This is a genomic window from Polynucleobacter aenigmaticus (assembly GCF_002206635.1).
GTDB classification, from domain to species: Bacteria; Pseudomonadota; Gammaproteobacteria; order Burkholderiales; family Burkholderiaceae; genus Polynucleobacter; species Polynucleobacter aenigmaticus.
Map to the genome: position 1 here is coordinate 108281 of NZ_NGUO01000002.1, position 15139 is coordinate 123419.

General features: G+C 46.6%; 19 protein-coding genes. 6 read left to right on the top strand and 13 right to left on the bottom strand.

Translation table 11 applies throughout. The features are described 5' to 3' along the window. Positions 1-109: 109 nt before the first annotated feature. Complete coding sequence (locus CBI30_RS01135) at positions 110-913, bottom strand: methyltransferase domain-containing protein (RefSeq protein WP_088526759.1); 804 nt, start codon at positions 911-913, stop codon at positions 110-112. A gap of 242 nt (positions 914-1155) precedes the next feature. On the opposite strand from CBI30_RS01135, the gene CBI30_RS11035 reads away from it, so the two are divergent. Further along, positions 1156-1389, top strand: coding sequence for a ComF family protein (locus CBI30_RS11035; RefSeq protein WP_240553458.1), 234 nt, complete (start codon positions 1156-1158; stop codon positions 1387-1389). Further along, on the top strand, positions 1382-1852 hold the full coding sequence (gene trmL, locus CBI30_RS01140; protein WP_088526507.1) for a tRNA (uridine(34)/cytosine(34)/5-carboxymethylaminomethyluridine(34)-2'-O)-methyltransferase TrmL: 471 nt from the start codon (positions 1382-1384) through the stop codon (positions 1850-1852). Before CBI30_RS11035 ends, trmL begins: the two co-directional genes overlap by 8 nt. 7 nt (positions 1853-1859) lie before the next feature. On the opposite strand, the gene CBI30_RS01145 is transcribed toward trmL, so the two are convergent. From CBI30_RS01145 to CBI30_RS01160, 4 genes are read right to left on the bottom strand one after another with little or no spacing between them, the layout of a single operon-like run. After that, positions 1860-2882 carry an NAD(P)H-dependent glycerol-3-phosphate dehydrogenase gene (locus CBI30_RS01145; RefSeq protein ID WP_088526508.1) on the bottom strand — a complete coding sequence of 341 codons (1023 nt, stop codon included), beginning with the start codon at positions 2880-2882 and terminating at the stop codon, positions 1860-1862. 26 nt (positions 2883-2908) lie between these two features. Then, positions 2909-3430, bottom strand: a complete 522-nt coding sequence (gene secB, locus CBI30_RS01150) for a protein-export chaperone SecB (RefSeq protein WP_088526509.1) — start codon at positions 3428-3430, stop codon at positions 2909-2911. Between the two features lie 22 nt (positions 3431-3452). Further along, a complete protein-coding gene (gene grxC, locus CBI30_RS01155) occupies positions 3453-3707 on the bottom strand; it encodes a glutaredoxin 3 (protein WP_088526510.1) in 255 nt (84 codons plus the stop codon). A 17-nt stretch (positions 3708-3724) separates the two neighbouring features. Beyond that, the gene (locus CBI30_RS01160) at positions 3725-4138 is read right to left on the bottom strand and encodes a rhodanese-like domain-containing protein (protein WP_088526511.1); all 414 of its coding nucleotides are present in this window, start codon (positions 4136-4138) and stop codon (positions 3725-3727) included. Positions 4139-4160: 22 nt separating this feature from the next. Here CBI30_RS01160 and gpmA point away from each other — a divergent pair, with 22 nt between their 5' ends. Genes gpmA through CBI30_RS01175 form a run of 3 tightly spaced genes read left to right on the top strand, consistent with a single transcriptional unit; the run spans position 4161 to position 7074 of the window. Further along, complete coding sequence (gpmA, locus tag CBI30_RS01165; protein WP_088526512.1) at positions 4161-4850, top strand: 2,3-diphosphoglycerate-dependent phosphoglycerate mutase; 690 nt, start codon at positions 4161-4163, stop codon at positions 4848-4850. Between the two features lie 14 nt (positions 4851-4864). After that, positions 4865-6298, top strand: a complete 1434-nt coding sequence (locus CBI30_RS01170; RefSeq protein ID WP_088526513.1) for a S41 family peptidase — start codon at positions 4865-4867, stop codon at positions 6296-6298. A gap of 23 nt (positions 6299-6321) precedes the next feature. Further along, complete coding sequence (locus tag CBI30_RS01175) at positions 6322-7074, top strand: HesA/MoeB/ThiF family protein (RefSeq protein WP_088526514.1); 753 nt, start codon at positions 6322-6324, stop codon at positions 7072-7074. 4 nt (positions 7075-7078) lie between these two features. On the opposite strand, the gene ptsP is transcribed toward CBI30_RS01175, so the two are convergent. The 8 genes from ptsP to CBI30_RS01215 form a co-directional block, all read right to left on the bottom strand. Beyond that, the gene (gene ptsP / locus CBI30_RS01180) at positions 7079-8830 is read right to left on the bottom strand and encodes a phosphoenolpyruvate--protein phosphotransferase (RefSeq protein WP_088526515.1); all 1752 of its coding nucleotides are present in this window, start codon (positions 8828-8830) and stop codon (positions 7079-7081) included. Between the two features lie 2 nt (positions 8831-8832). Beyond that, positions 8833-9102 carry an HPr family phosphocarrier protein gene (locus tag CBI30_RS01185; protein WP_088526516.1) on the bottom strand — a complete coding sequence of 90 codons (270 nt, stop codon included), beginning with the start codon at positions 9100-9102 and terminating at the stop codon, positions 8833-8835. Between the two features lie 20 nt (positions 9103-9122). Next, the gene (locus CBI30_RS01190) at positions 9123-9545 is read right to left on the bottom strand and encodes a PTS sugar transporter subunit IIA (protein ID WP_088526517.1); all 423 of its coding nucleotides are present in this window, start codon (positions 9543-9545) and stop codon (positions 9123-9125) included. Between the two features lie 2 nt (positions 9546-9547). Next, positions 9548-10489: a glutathione synthase gene (gene gshB / locus CBI30_RS01195; RefSeq protein WP_088526518.1), complete on the bottom strand. Its 942-nt coding sequence runs from the start codon at positions 10487-10489 to the stop codon at positions 9548-9550. Positions 10490-10516: 27 nt separating this feature from the next. Continuing rightward, positions 10517-11815: a glutamate--cysteine ligase gene (gene gshA, locus CBI30_RS01200; RefSeq protein ID WP_088526519.1), complete on the bottom strand. Its 1299-nt coding sequence runs from the start codon at positions 11813-11815 to the stop codon at positions 10517-10519. A 105-nt stretch (positions 11816-11920) separates the two neighbouring features. Then, complete coding sequence (locus CBI30_RS01205) at positions 11921-13384, bottom strand: ammonium transporter (RefSeq protein ID WP_088526520.1); 1464 nt, start codon at positions 13382-13384, stop codon at positions 11921-11923. Between the two features lie 13 nt (positions 13385-13397). Then, complete coding sequence (locus CBI30_RS01210; protein WP_088526521.1) at positions 13398-13736, bottom strand: P-II family nitrogen regulator; 339 nt, start codon at positions 13734-13736, stop codon at positions 13398-13400. Positions 13737-13761: 25 nt separating this feature from the next. Next, positions 13762-14592, bottom strand: a complete 831-nt coding sequence (locus CBI30_RS01215; protein ID WP_206075515.1) for a TorF family putative porin — start codon at positions 14590-14592, stop codon at positions 13762-13764. A gap of 260 nt (positions 14593-14852) precedes the next feature. On the opposite strand from CBI30_RS01215, the gene CBI30_RS01220 reads away from it, so the two are divergent. Further along, positions 14853-15107 (top strand): accessory factor UbiK family protein, encoded by a 255-nt coding sequence (locus tag CBI30_RS01220; RefSeq protein ID WP_088526761.1) that lies wholly within the window; start codon positions 14853-14855, stop codon positions 15105-15107. Positions 15108-15139 lie beyond the last annotated feature (32 nt).

The following is a 15139-nucleotide window of genomic DNA, read 5'->3' on the forward strand; positions in this document are numbered from 1 at the left end:
CCAATACATCTAGCGCTGATTATAGGGTTATTTAAGTTCAACAACAAACCAGGTGAACCTAGCTTGCCTCAATCTTGATAAAGGTTTAAAAGATAGTAAGCACTTACACTTAAGCAGAATCACTCCTAGTCTTGCGCCCGATTTGATTTGGATCAATATAGGCGACATGATCCTGTGCTTTAGCTAGGTGCTTACCCAAAGCCCAAGCGTGGCCATAAACGACCTCTAAAGTGAGTTTTTTAGGTAATTGAGCAGATGGAGTGCTATTTCGACCTTCGGCAGCCAGCAAATTTAAGGCAATAACATCTGCCCACAGCACTGCGTCAGACTCATAATCCAAATTGAGGAACTCCATATCCATTACTGGGTCAGAAAAACGCTCGCCTAGAAGGGCATCCCCCATGTCATGCATATCCCAAGGGCTGGCCAGCTTCTTCAGGGGAAATTGTTGAGCCAGATCTTCAGAGCGGAGCTCTTTGGCGGTATCGGGGCCCAGATAGCTCAATGTGAGTAAGCCCCCCTCTTTAAGCACTCGCCAACACTCCTGCAAAAAATGCTTTGGGTCAGCCAAATCCTGGATGAACAAAATACTGAAGACCAAATCAACCGAATTATCAGGAAGATTAATTCGGCCCGTTTTCTTATAGTCATCCAAAGAAACCAGGGGTGTAGATTTCAAACTTGAATTCCAAAAACGGGTCATCCTGAACTTCAATAAATCAAAGCCGGATAACTCGGCTTCTGGCGCACTATGAAAACAAATTCCTTGAAAACGTTTTGTCAGGAAACGTGCATACGACCCAGGGAAATCTGGAATGACGAGCACATCCCTTACTTCCAGCTTGACGATATCTAATTTTTGCAACATCCGGTCTGCAATTTCGTCCTGAAGCCATCTAATTGATTGGGTCATTGGCTCAGTATACTCAGCAGCCCATGCGCCCAATAGAGAATATTTTCCAAGCAATTTATGCTCAAATATTACCTAGCGCATGCATTGTTTGTGCAGCATTTCAACAGCACATTCTCTGCACTCGAGGATTTAATCAAAGCTGGGAATTGGCTAGATGCATTCGCTGCACAAACCAAATAAAGAAACATCCTCATATCTTGCTACGCCACCACCTCACACAACATCAGGACCATGAAAACTGAGTGAATCGTTATAAAGCCATTCGGGACATGTTCTACGTCAACCCCAAACACAGAGGGCGCCTAGAGTCCACAACTGTTATTGTGTTTGACGATGTCATGACTAGCGGAGCAACCTTAAATGAAATCGCACGCATTCTGAAGGACAATGGTGCATCTCTTGTGATTAATTGGGCTCTATTGAGAACACCTCGCCCAACACAACAAAGAACGGTACAAAGAGCAGAGCATGTTTAATATTGTTTTATTCGAACCAGAAATTCCACCAAACACGGGCAACATCATTCGCCTGTGCGCGAACACGGGTGCGAACTTGCATTTAATCGAGCCAATGGGTTTTCCGATGGAGGATGCCAAACTTCGTAGAGCGGGTCTCGACTATCACGAGTTCGCCAAAGTGAAGGTACATAAAAACTGGGCACAATTTCTTGGAAACGAACAACCCAAGCCTGAACGTATTTTTGCCTTAACTACTAAAGGGTCTGGAAAGTTTCATGATGGTCAATATTTGCCCGGTGATTACTTTGTTTTTGGCTCAGAGACCAAAGGGATCTCGGAAGAGGTCAGAAATGCTATTCCAACACCCAATCAAATGCGCTTAGCAATGCAAGATAGCAGTCGCAGTTTGAATCTCTCAAATACGGTAGCGATTGTGGTGTATGAAGCTTGGCGCCAAAACGGACTGCTTGGGGGGAACTAGTCGAAACTTAAAGTTCAACCTTGGGGTCGCGCCCCATCAGTTTTTTAACGGCGTCCTGTGGCGATAGTGTTCCAGATAAAACTTCACCCATCATGGCGGTAATTGGCATCTCGACACCCAAACGCGTAGCGAGATTACCTACTGCCGAAGCGCACAAGACACCTTCTGCAACGTGTCCTAAGTTACCCAAGATTTCAGGCAAGGATTTTCCTGCTGCCAGTGCTAATCCAACCCGGCGATTGCGAGAGAGATCGCCCGTGGCAGTCAAAATTAAATCACCTACGCCAGTCAATCCCATGCAGGTCTCAGGCCTACCACCAGCAGCCTTTACTAAGCGCATCATCTCCGCAAGACCGCGGGTTAATACCGCAGCTCGCGCATTTAAACCAAGATCTAAACCATCACCAATACCAGCAGCAATGGCTAAGACGTTTTTAACAGCACCACCTAATTCAACGCCAACCAAATCATCGCTGGCATAGATACGCATATTCCCGTGATGAAATGCACCTTGAACGATGTCGCACAAAGTATTTGATTTACTAGCAATCGTTAATGCGCAAGGCATACCATTGCCAACTTCTTGCGCAAAACTAGGGCCAGATAATGCACCATAGGAATGGTGGAGGCCATGACTATGAAGCTTGTCTTCACGATCCACCACTTGATGTGGCAATAAGGTAGTGCTGGGCTCTAAACCCTTACATAACCAAACGATATTGAGTGGGTGTTTTGCAAGATGCAATACCTGTGTTGCGGTTTCTGATAATCCCGACATCGGGGTGGCAATCACCAAGAGATCGTTTTCAGAAAGACGTTCAATGGCGCGCTCAAAACTACTCTCAAATTGCAGGCTTGTGGGCAAGGTGACGCCAGGCAAATATGCTGTGTTTTGACCCGCCCTTTGAATGCCTTCTAACTGCTCAGCACTTCGTGACCACAGACAAACATCACCCGACTGAAGATGGCGCGCAGCTTGTGCGGCCATAGCAGTACCCCAAGCACCAGCTCCAAGCAGCGTCACTTTCATGATCTGTGGGCTTTAGCTAACTAGGCTTAGTGAGGAAGAATGATTTTGCTTTCATCGGCAGAGCTGCTCTCCGTTGCAACTCCTTGCGCGGCCTGCATGATGCGATGCTCATACATCCCGTGGAAATTTATTTCATTCAGATGAATTGGCTGGAAGCCGGCACGACTAATGACATCGGCAATGTTCGAGCGCAGGTAAGGATACAAAATGGTTGGGCAGGCAATGCCTAACATTGGATCAATTTGCTCTGCAGGAATATTGCTAAATTCAAAAATACCCGCTTGCTTTGCCTCAACCAAAAAGAGCACTTTGCTCTCAACTTTGGCAGTGACGGTCGCAATTAAGGCAACTTCAAAAATCTCATCACTTAAGCGAGTGACCGCAATATCCACCTCAACCTCTACTTGTGGCTCAGCGGCGACTAGCAAAATTTGCGGGGCATTCGGTTGCTCTAAAGACAAGTCCTTGAGATAGATCCGCTGAATACGGAAACCCGGTTCTTTTGAGGTATCGGCTCCGCCTGGAGCGGAAGTAGTTTGTTCAGTCATAAGAAACTTTCTGAGTAAATATTTAAGCTAATAGTGGATCCAATTGGCCAGCACGATCTAGGGCAACTAAATCGTCGTAACCACCAACATGGGTCTCACCAATATAAATTTGAGGCACAGTGCGGCGACCCGTACGCGTCATCATGATCTCGCGCTGCACAGGATCCCGATCAATCAAAATCTTCTCTAAATTGGCAACACCCTTCTTCTGTAAAAGCTTCTCTGCCATAACGCAGTAAGGGCAGACTTGGGTGCTATACATCGTGACTGGTGGCATATCTCAGGCTCGCTGAATTATTTGACTAACGGCAGCGCTGCAGCCTGCCAAGCCTGAACACCGCCATCTAGGGTGCCCACTTCAGCAAAACCTAGCTTTTGCACTTCAGCAATCGCCTTACGGGAGCTCACACCAGTTTCACAAACCAAAATTAGTGGGTTCTTGGGGTCTAGCTTAAGCTTTTCAATCCTAGCGGCAATCGCATTAGATGGGACATGTTTTGCACCTGGCAAATGACCAGCTTTAAATGCGTCTTCTGGGCGGAGGTCTAAAACCGCCGCTTTACGACGATTCATCCAAATAGTCGCCTCAGTAGGGGATAAGCCTTTTCCGCTAATTAGCGTAGATAATGTAGGAAGGAAGAGCGCTGCGCCCGAAACGAGCAGGAGGGCGATAAGCGCTAAATTATCAATTTGAGTGAGAAAGTTCATCACCGGATTATAGAATGGCTCTATGAAACAACTTGTCCTTATTCGTCATGGCGAATCCGCCTGGAACCTTGAAAACCGCTTTACTGGCTGGGCGGACGTTGACTTGACCCCAAAAGGCACTGAACAGGCCCTTGCTGCAGGTGAAAACCTCCGTAAAGCAGGCTATGAATTTGATGTGGCCTACACGTCAGTCTTGCGAAGAGCCATCCGAACCCTTTGGCATGTTCAAGACACCATGGATCTCATGTGGTTACCTGTGGTTCATAGCTGGAGATTGAATGAGCGTCACTATGGCGCCCTTACCGGCCTCAATAAGGCAGAAACTGCTGCTCAGTACGGAGATGCGCAAGTCCATATTTGGCGCCGCTCTTACGATGTGCGGCCACCACTCTTAGAGGCGGGTGATGAGCGCAACCCACAAAATGATCGTCGCTATGAAAAACTTAGCGCCGCCGACATCCCTCTGGGCGAGTGCTTAAAAGACAACGTCGAACGTGTCTTGCCCCTCTGGAATGAATCCATTGCCCCGGCCCTCAAAGCGGGTAAGCGGGTATTGCTAGTGGCGCACGGCAATAGCATTCGCTCATTAATTAAGTATCTCGATCAGGTTTCTGACGAGGATATTATGGAAATCAATGTTCCTAATGGCATCCCACTCGTTTACGAGCTTGATGACAATCTCAAACCGATTCAGCATTTTTATTTGGATTAAGGTAAAACAGAAGCATGCGCGTATTTTTTAAGAACTTTGCCCTAGTCTCTGTTGGTCTCATAGCCGGGGTCGCAGCCACCATCCAACTGTCAGCTACTGCCCAACAAGGTGCAACACTGCCGTTGGATGAGCTGCGCACGCTATCTAATGTCTTTGCTCAAATTAAACGTGAGTACGTTGAACCAATTGAAGATAAGCAGTTGCTAACCGATGCCGTGAAAGGCATGGTGAGCAGCCTTGATCCTCACTCCACCTATCTTGATAAAAAAGATTTTTCAGAGATGCAGGAGCAAACCAGCGGTAAGTTTGCTGGTCTTGGAATTGAAATCACATCCGAAGATGGTGTTGTCAAAGTACTGAATCCAATCGAAGATAGTCCTGCAGCACGCGCTGGCTTGCAAGCTGGCGACCTCATTACCCGCCTAGATGACAAGCCAGTTCGCGGCATGTCTCTTGATAAAGCAGTACGAACCATGCGCGGTACACCGGGCACAAAAATCACTTTGACAGTCTTTCGCAAAAGTGAAGAGCGTAGCTTTCCAGTCACAATCACTCGCGCTGAGATCAAGGTGCAATCTGTCAAAGCCAAAATTTTAGATAACAATATTGCCTGGGTCAGAGTGACCAGCTTCCAAGAGCGCACCGTTCCCGACCTTGCAAAAAAATTAGCAGAACTCGCCAATCAAGACCCAAAAATGAAGGGCATCATTCTTGATCTGAGAAATAATGGCGGTGGATTGCTGCAAGGCGCGGTAGGTGTTGCTGCTGCTTTCTTGCCTGCGGATGCTGTGATCGTTTCGACTAAAGGTCAAACGCCTGATGCAAAACAGGTATTCAATGCTACGCCAGCGATGTATCGCCTGAGTGAACCCGGAGATCCTTTAGCAAGCGTACCTGCGATATATAAGAAGCTACCGATGGTAGTTTTAGTAAATGCGTATTCCGCATCTGCCTCTGAGATTGTTGCTGGCGCACTGCAGGATTACAAACGCGCAACGATTATTGGTAAGACTACTTTTGGCAAGGGCTCAGTACAGACGGTTCGCCCATTAAGTAATGATTCAGCACTCAAAATCACCACGGCCTACTACTACACACCAACCGGGAAATCCATTCAGGCTTATGGCATCAAACCAGATATCGCGGTTGATCAAAACAAAGATGGCGATCCTGATGATGTATTAATTACGCGTGAGATTGATAGCGAAAAGCATTTACGCAATAAGCAATCCTCAGAAGAAAAATTGATTGCCGATCGTGAGAAGCGTCGTCTTGAAGAGCTTCAGCGCATTGAAGAAAAAAATGCCAAGAAGACTCCTGAAGAGAAAGAAAAAGATAAAACCAAAAAGCCAGTCGAGCTTGGTGGTGCGGATGACTTTATGCTGACTCAGGCAGTAGCGTTTATCAATGGTGAGCCTGTAAAACGCTCAGCCTCTAAGCTAGAGTAAATTCTAGCAATTGGGGCATACATATGAATGATGAGCAGCTACTACGCTACTCGCGGCATTTACTGCTAGAGGAAATTGATGTTGCTGGCCAAGAAAAACTGCTTGGCTCACACATACTCATCATTGGTGCTGGTGGCTTAGGTAGCGCTGCTGCACCATACTTAGCTGCAGCCGGCGTGGGAAAAATAACTCTAGTCGATCATGACAAAGTTGAGCTCACTAATCTGCAGCGACAAATTATGCATAGCGAGCATTCAATTGGTAAGAGCAAGGTGGCATCAGGCAAAGAGTTTCTGCAAGATATCAATCAAAACCTCATCATCGATACACTTGAAGAGAAGGTATCAGGAACTCTACTAGATAGCTTGCTACCAGAAGTTGATATTGTTTTGGATTGCACGGATAACTTTGCTACTCGCCATCTAATTAATGCTGCTTGTTTCAAACATCAAGTGCCACTAGTCTCAGGATCAGCGCTCAAGTTTGATGGTCAACTCAGTGTCTTTGATTTTCGCAATACAACATCCCCCTGTTATGCCTGCCTCTTCTCACCAGAAGAGCAACTTGAGGAAGTTAGTTGCGCCAGCATGGGCATCTTCTCTCCTTTAGTGGGAATCATTGGCGCCATGCAAGCAGCACAAGCCTTGCAAGTATTGATTGGATTTGGACAGCCCTTAGTGGGGAGAATGTTGCTATGGAATGCGCTTAATACTCAGATTGATGAGATCCGAATTAGCCGCAATACTGAGTGCCTAGTATGTGGCTCTCAATATTAGGAAATTAAGAAAGTAATCGCTCCAAAGCTTTAGCCTGCTCTTCGGGCTCATATGCACGAAGGACTCTAGGCGCGCGTGCTTTTAATAAACCCACATTTGCCTTTAAGATCTCACGCTTAACCAATAATAATTGACTGAAGTGCATCGAGAAATCTGTCAGTCCCAGTGCAAGTAATAGCTTTGTTAATGCGGGATCGCCAGCCATCTCACCGCAAACAGCAATAGGCACATCTGCGCGCTTAGCTTGATCAATAATACTTGACAATAAATTCAATATGGCTGGATGCAAGGGGTCGTATAAATGCGCCACCGAGTGATCTGCGCGATCAATCGCCAAGGTGTACTGGATTAAGTCGTTAGTGCCAATAGAAAGAAAATCGAATCGATTAATAAATAACGGTAGTATCAAAGCAGCTGCCGGAATTTCAATCATTGCACCCACTTGAATATCAGGATTAAACGCATTGCCGCGCTGATGCAGTTGTTGCTTTGCCTTTTCAATCAATCTAAATGTTTCATCAATTTCTTTGGCGTGCGCCAACATTGGAATCATGATCCGCGCTTGACCATGCGCCGATGCGCGCAAGATTGCTCTAAGTTGGGTTAAAAAGATTTCTGGCTCAGTCAAAGACCAGCGAATCGCACGCAATCCAAGTGGTGATGTACCAGTTTGAGAAACATCGCCGCCGCCGCCCAATGCTTTGTCGGCACCAACGTCAATAGTTCTAATATTAATAGGTAGGCCATGCATTAAATCGACTACACGCCGATATTCTTGATACTGTTGCTCTTCATCAGGTAAGGCCAACTTGCGATCCATAAATAAAAATTCAGAGCGGAATAAACCAACACCCACAGCGCCCAACTTCACCGCCTGAATGGCATCCTCTGGGAGCTCAATATTGGCAAATAACTCAATCTCAACTCGGTCTAGTGTTTCAGTCTTTGCATGCTTTAACTGCTTTAGCTTGCGAGCCTCTTTTATGGCTTGGGTTTGTAGTTTTCGATATTCAGCAAGAAGGTGCTCATCGGGAGCAACCACCACAACCCCGTGCTCACCATCCAATACCAGCCAATCCCCATGACGAATCATTTCGCTGGCATGTCGCACACCCACTACCGCAGGAATCTCCATGCTGCGCGCAACGATAGCGGTATGAGAGGTCTTCCCTCCAAGATCCGTAACAAACCCTGTAAAAGCATGCTCTTTGAAACGCAACATGTCATGAGGAGCAATATCATGAGCAACAATGATGGATTCAACGCCGATATCGCTAGCAGTCAAGGAATCGACATCATTTAAGGGATCTTTTTTCTGAGCATTTAAAGCTTTAATCACTCGCTCAGCCACCTGCCGGATATCGTTGGCGCGCTCTTTTAAATAGACATCCTCAATATCCGCAAATTGCTCTAAAAGATCATTAAGCTCAGTTGTTAAGGCCCAAGCTGCATTTAATCTTTGAGTGCGAATCAATTTAATGGGCTTCTCGGCCAAAGCGGGGTCAGCCAGAATCATGCCATGCACATCTAAGAATGCAGCCATTTCCTGCGGCGCATCTTTAGGTAAGCCCTGACGTAGCTGCGCTAACTCAAGGCGAACCTGCTCAAAAGCATCTAATAATTTTTTGGCTTCCGCCTCTTCTTTCCCAGCCTCAACTAAGTAATGACTAACCTCTAATGCTGCACGCGAAATCAGTACGGCCCTGCCAATAGCAATGCCTTTTGATACTGCAATTCCGTGCAAAGCAAAAGTCATTACTATTCACCCTCACCAAATCGATTATTAATCAGCTCCGTTAAGGCGATCATTGCATCATCAGCTTTTTCGCCCACCGTCTCCAATGTCACCGTACTACCAATTCCAGCAGCCAACATCATCACACCCATAATGCTCTTGGCATTGATTTGACGGCCATTGCGTGACAACAATATTTCACAAGGGAATTCAGCGGCAAGTTGCGATAGCTTTGCAGAGGCGCGCGCATGCAAACCCAACTTATTAATAATTTCTATTTCAGCAACCGGCATAGCTCACCTTATTTCTCAGTCTATTCTTGCGGAGTTTTAGACCCCAAACGCAAAATTCCATTTTGGCCACCTTGAAGCGCTTTTTGAGCCAACTCTTCCAAGCCCTCGCCACGATGGGAGATGCAACGCATCAACATGGGTAAATTTAATCCCGCCAAAACAATCACTGGCGTATTCAACCCCGATAAAGGTCCGAGTGCTTCGAGCTTGGAGGCCACATTGGCCGGGGTCGCGCCCATCACATCCGTCAGAATTAACAAACCACTGCCAGTGTTCACGCCGTATGCCGCCCTAACCACGCGATCAAAGCTGGCCTTAGTATCTTCATAAGGTGGAATGTCGACCGCCCTAACTCCCTCAGGCAATACTCCAAAAGCATGCTCCGCAAAACCGAGCATCGCGCTTGCCACTGGAGTGTGGGCAACAATTACGATTCCTACCATCTTTATACCAATGCCTTTTCGAGCGCTGTTAACCAAAATTGTGGGACATCAAATCCACTCTGCTCAGTAATCTCTACAAAACATGTTGGGCTAGTCACATTAATTTCTGTGACATAAGCCCCAATTAAGTCTAATCCTACCAAGAACAAACCACGCGCATTCAAAATAGGGGCAAGTCGCTCCGCAACATTCTTTTCGGCATCCGTTAAGGGCATCGCAACGCCCTTCCCACCAGCAGCTAAGTTTCCTCGGATTTCACTACCTTGTGGAATGCGGGCTAACGCAAACGGCACCACCTCACCGCCGATGAGCAGAACGCGTTTATCTCCCTGCGCAATCTCTGGCAAGAAGCGTTGCACCATCAAGGTACGGGCACCGTTTTCTCCTAAGGTTTCAACGATGCTGGCCAGATTCAAACCATCTGGTCCCACGCGAAATACACCCATGCCGCCCATGCCATCCAAAGGCTTGATCACAATGTCCTGATGCTCTTGATGAAATACTTCAATCGCACTCAGTTCGCGAGTAACCAAGGTTGGTGGAATCAGCTCAGGAAATTCCGTGATCGAGATCTTCTCAGAGTGGTCCCGAATAGCGGTCGGATTATTAAGTACTTTTGCACCTTGACGAGTCGCAGCAGATAACAACCAAGTGGTATTGAGATATTCAATATCAAACGGTGGGTCAGTGCGCATCAGGACTGCGTTAAATGTATTTAATGGGCGACTCTCTATGGCACCCAACTCAAACCAAGTTGTGCTGCTTGGCTTAATAAGCAGGGCTTGACAGTCAGCCACCACAAAGTCGTCTCTCCAGAGCACATTACGGCTTTGGCAACACCAGAGTTGATGACCGGCCGCTTGCGCAACACGCATCATTGCCAAAGTGGAATCTTTACTAATCTTGAAAGATTCCAGGGGATCGGCAATAAAAAGGAGGTCCATCTTTATGCCCAAATATAAGAAATTAAATTAAGCCGCTTCAGCATTAGGGTCAGAACGCTCTAACTCTAGAGAGGCCGCAAGCAAGGCCAAGCGTGCCACAACACCATAAAGATAGAAGCGATTCGGTGGCGCACTACCGGGCTTAGCGGCCATGTCTGGCATAGAGTTTTGCTCAAATGCTAGAGGTACAAAATGCATGCCTGGCGCATTGAGATTCTCATCGGGGCCGCGGTCAGTATGCACGCGATAGAAGCCACCAATGACATAACGATCAATCATGTATACCACCGGCTCAGCAACCGCCTCATTGACCTTCTCAAAGGTATATACACCCTCTTGGATCAATACATCACTCACCTCAAGGCCCTCTTTCACGACACTCATCTTATTGCGGTCTTTACGATTTAAACCTTTGAGCTGAGCTGGGTCATTCACCACCATCACACCCATGCCATAAGTACCTGCATCTGCTTTCACAACGACATACGGCTTTTCTTTAATACCGTACTCACGGTATTTCTTGGCGGTCTTCTTCAGCACTTTTTCGACAGCAGCTTGTAACTCTTCTTCACCTTTGCGCTCATGGAAATTCACATTAGAGCAACTAGTGAAATATGGATTGATCATCCAAGGATCAATATCAACTACCTTGGCAAATTTCTTAGCCACTTCATCGTAAGCAGCAAAGTGATTCGATTTACGACGGACATGCCAGCCAGCATGCAGGCCTGGCAAAAGGTATTGCTCATGCAAGTTTTCCAAGATCGGCGGAATACCTGCCGATAAATCATTGTTCAACAAGATCGAGCAGGGATCAAAATCTTTCAACCCCAATCGCTGCTTCTTCAAGCCAAGGCGCGATAAAGGCTCCATCAATAGACGATTACCATCCGGCAAATCAATCCAGGTCGGCTTTTTAATTTCATCAGACAAAGTGCCTAAGCGCACATTAAGTCCCGCTTGACGCAAGATTGAGGACAAACGTGCAATGTTCTGTAAATAAAACGTATTGCGAGTGTGCCGCTCTGGTATCAACAGTAAATTTTTTGCTTCTGGGCAAATCTTCTCAATCGCGGCCATTGCAGCCTGAACCGCCAAAGGCAACATTTGGGGTGAGAGATTATTAAAACCACCCGGAAAGAGATTGGTATCAACCGGTGCCAGCTTAAAGCCTGCATTACGTAAATCCACCGAACAGTAGAACGGCGGAGTGTGCTCCTGCCATTCAAGCCTAAACCAGCGCTCAATCGTGGGAGTTGCTTCTAATACCTTCGACTCGAGATCGAGGAGGGGGCCGCTAAGGGCAGTGATGAGATGTGGGACCATATCACCATTGTAAGATTTTTAAAAGAAAGACGCGGAATCCGAGGATCCCGCGCTTAAAAACCGGGCAACCAACAAAAGTCGCCCGATAGGGGTTAAATCTACTGATTAAGACTCGTATGCAGACTCACCGTGTGAGCTGATATCCAAGCCTTCGCGCTCTTCATCTTCTTTGACGCGGAGACCAATCACCATATCTACCAATTTAAAGGCTATATATGAGACAACGCCGGACCAAATCAAGGTCACGATGACACCTTGGCTCTGAATCCACAATTGGCTAGCGATTGAGTAATCAGGAGCTGCAGCATTAGCCACATAATCCCAAATACCTGTTCCGCCTAAAGCTGGGTCTGCGAATACGCCAGTTAACAAAGCGCCCAAGATACCGCCAACGCCATGCACACCGAATACGTCCAAGCTGTCGTCTGAACCCAAAATCTTCTTGAGACCAGTAACACCCCATAAGCAAACTACACCAGCAGCAGTACCGATCACGAGAGCACCCATTGGGCCTACGAAACCAGCTGCAGGAGTGATCGCAACCAAACCAGCTACGCAACCAGATGCGCCACCCAACATGGAAGGCTTACCTTTGAGAACCCACTCGGCAACTGACCAGCTTAATACTGCAGCAGCGGTTGCCAACAATGTGTTTACGAATGCCAAGGCTGCACTACCGTTTGCTTCGAGAGCAGAACCAGCATTGAAACCAAACCAACCGAACCACAAGAGTGAAGCACCAATCATGACGAACACTAAGTTGTGTGGCTTCATTGCTTCTTTACCGTAACCCAAACGTTTGCCGATCACGAATGAACCTACCAAGCCTGCAATCGCAGCATTGATATGAACAACGGTACCGCCAGCAAAATCGAGAACACCCTTCTGCCACAACCAACCAGCACGAGCTGTGATTGCTTCAAGTGATGCAGCATCTTTAATATCGTCAGGACCAGGCCAGAACCAAACCATGTGAGCGATTGGCAAGTAGCTGAAAGTGAACCACAAGATCACAAATAAAATGATTGCAGAAAACTTAGCACGCTCAGCAAATGAACCAATGATCAAGCAGCAAGTAATGGTTGCGAACGCAGCTTGGAAGGCCATAAATACATACTCAGGAATCACAATGCCTTTACTAAATGTAGCAGCAACTGAGTCTGGAGTAATGCCTTGCAAGAACAGACGATCGAGTCCACCAATGAATGCGCCGCCTTCAGTAAATGCAAAGCTATACCCATAGAGAGACCACAACACTGTGATGAGTGCGAAAACAAACATACACTGTACAAGTACAGAAAGAATGTTTTTGCTACGTGTCAAACCGCCGTAGAACAAAGCCAAGCCTGGCAACGTCATCAAGATTACTAATGCAGTACACACCAGAACCCAGGCTGTATCACCTTTGTTAGGTACTAATGCAGGCGCAGCAGCAACCGCGGCTGCGGCAGCAGCGGCAACTGGCTTAGCTTCATCAGCAAAAGCCGGCGAAGCCACCATGACACTGGTTGCACCAATGGCCAAGGCCATTGCGCTTCCAGCTAGGAGTCGTTTCATCCAAGTTAACATTTTGAACCTCTCTTTAAAGTGCTGACGCGCCGGTTTCACCGGTACGAATGCGAATGACGTGTTCAACTGAAGAGACAAAAATCTTGCCATCACCAATCTTGCCAGTACGAGCTGATTTTTCAATTGCTTCAAGCGCTCGCTCCAAAATGCCATCTTCAACAGCAGCTTCAATTTTTACCTTAGGCAAAAAGTCGACTACATACTCAGCACCACGATATAACTCGGTGTGACCTTTTTGACGGCCAAAGCCTTTAACTTCAGTGACGGTGATGCCCGAAACTCCCACCTCAGAGAGAGCTTCGCGCACCTCGTCAAGCTTGAAGGGCTTGATGATTGCAGTAATTAATTTCATACGTTTCTCCGTTCAGAGGAAAGAATTAGAAAGTTTTTGTGAGTGTAACTACGCCTGTTGAACCGCCTAAGTTTTTGCCTGATGGGCTAACGTATGCATAAGTACTACCAACTTTCTTTGCATCAGTTCCGATGTAAGCAGCAGCCAGGGATAAGCCACCTCCAAAGTCTTTAGTTACGCCTAATTTCCAATCGGTGTAGCTGTAGAGGCTGGAATTAGAAGTGCTTGTACCAGCTGGAGTTCCAGCAATATATTGGTAACCAACGTGTGCATTCAATGCAAGCCCCCAGATACCAGTATCGTAGTTAGCAGTCAAATCAGGGTAGTAAGAACCTGAGCTATTTTGGTTTCCGAAAGTATTTGTTACTGCATAAGAGAATTTCAAGAAGCCAGTTACGGGACCAAATGTGTAGTTCTGTGCAGCGTAAATCTCTGTTGTATTTGGATTCACAGAAGGGCTAGTGAAGTTTCCACTGGTTGGGTAGTAGTACTGCAAAACACCTAGATCAGAAGCAAAACCTTCTCCAATCAACTCCTTCTTCACACCGGCATAGAAATCCATCTCAACGCCTGAAGAGACATTTGGATTTAAGTTATTAACCCATGTAATAGAGCTATTCCAGTTGCCAATGTAGAAGCCGCTTTCGTGAGCATAATCAAACCCACCTTGAATTGCTGGCCTCAGGTTTGACTGAGAAATACCGCGGTAACGATAATCAGACACCAATGAAACGTTAGCTGTAACTGGGCTCGCCTCTGGAGCCTCTGGTGCAGCTGGAGCTGTTTGCGCAAATGCCGCTGTTGCGAATAAGCCAGAAGCCGCAAGAGCGATGGCTGTCTTTTGAATCGTTTTCATATGAAACTCCTTAGTAGTCATGAAAAAAGGGGTAAATGCTTTATTGCATGGAGTCATCATGAATCTCGGGGCGTTCACGTTTTTGTCACAATTCCCCTAAATAAGGCGAATTCCCATTATTGGTGCACATCTATGCACCTTTTTTGTACATTTTGGTGCACTTTCCGGTTTTAAGGCCTTTTTTGCCTGTTTTTGGCACTACAACTTAAAATAGCTACTATGTCTTTTATGCAACTCCTTACAGAATGGCGGGCAGCATCATGCAAAAACCAGGCGAAATCCTAGAACAAATTCAGCGCATTGCTAGCGACATGCAAAGCAAAGTTGGCGATGCTATTCGCAATTCACCGGCACAAGAAATTGAGAAGAATGTGCGGGCTATGATGAATCAAGGTTTTCAGAAGATGGATTTGGTAACTCGTGAAGAGTTTGAATTGCAATCAAAAGTGCTATCCAAGACCAGAGAAAAACTAGAGGCCCTAGAAGCTAAAGTGGCAGCCCTAGAAAAATCTTAATCAGAGATTTTTAGGCTTTGAGTTTATTAACT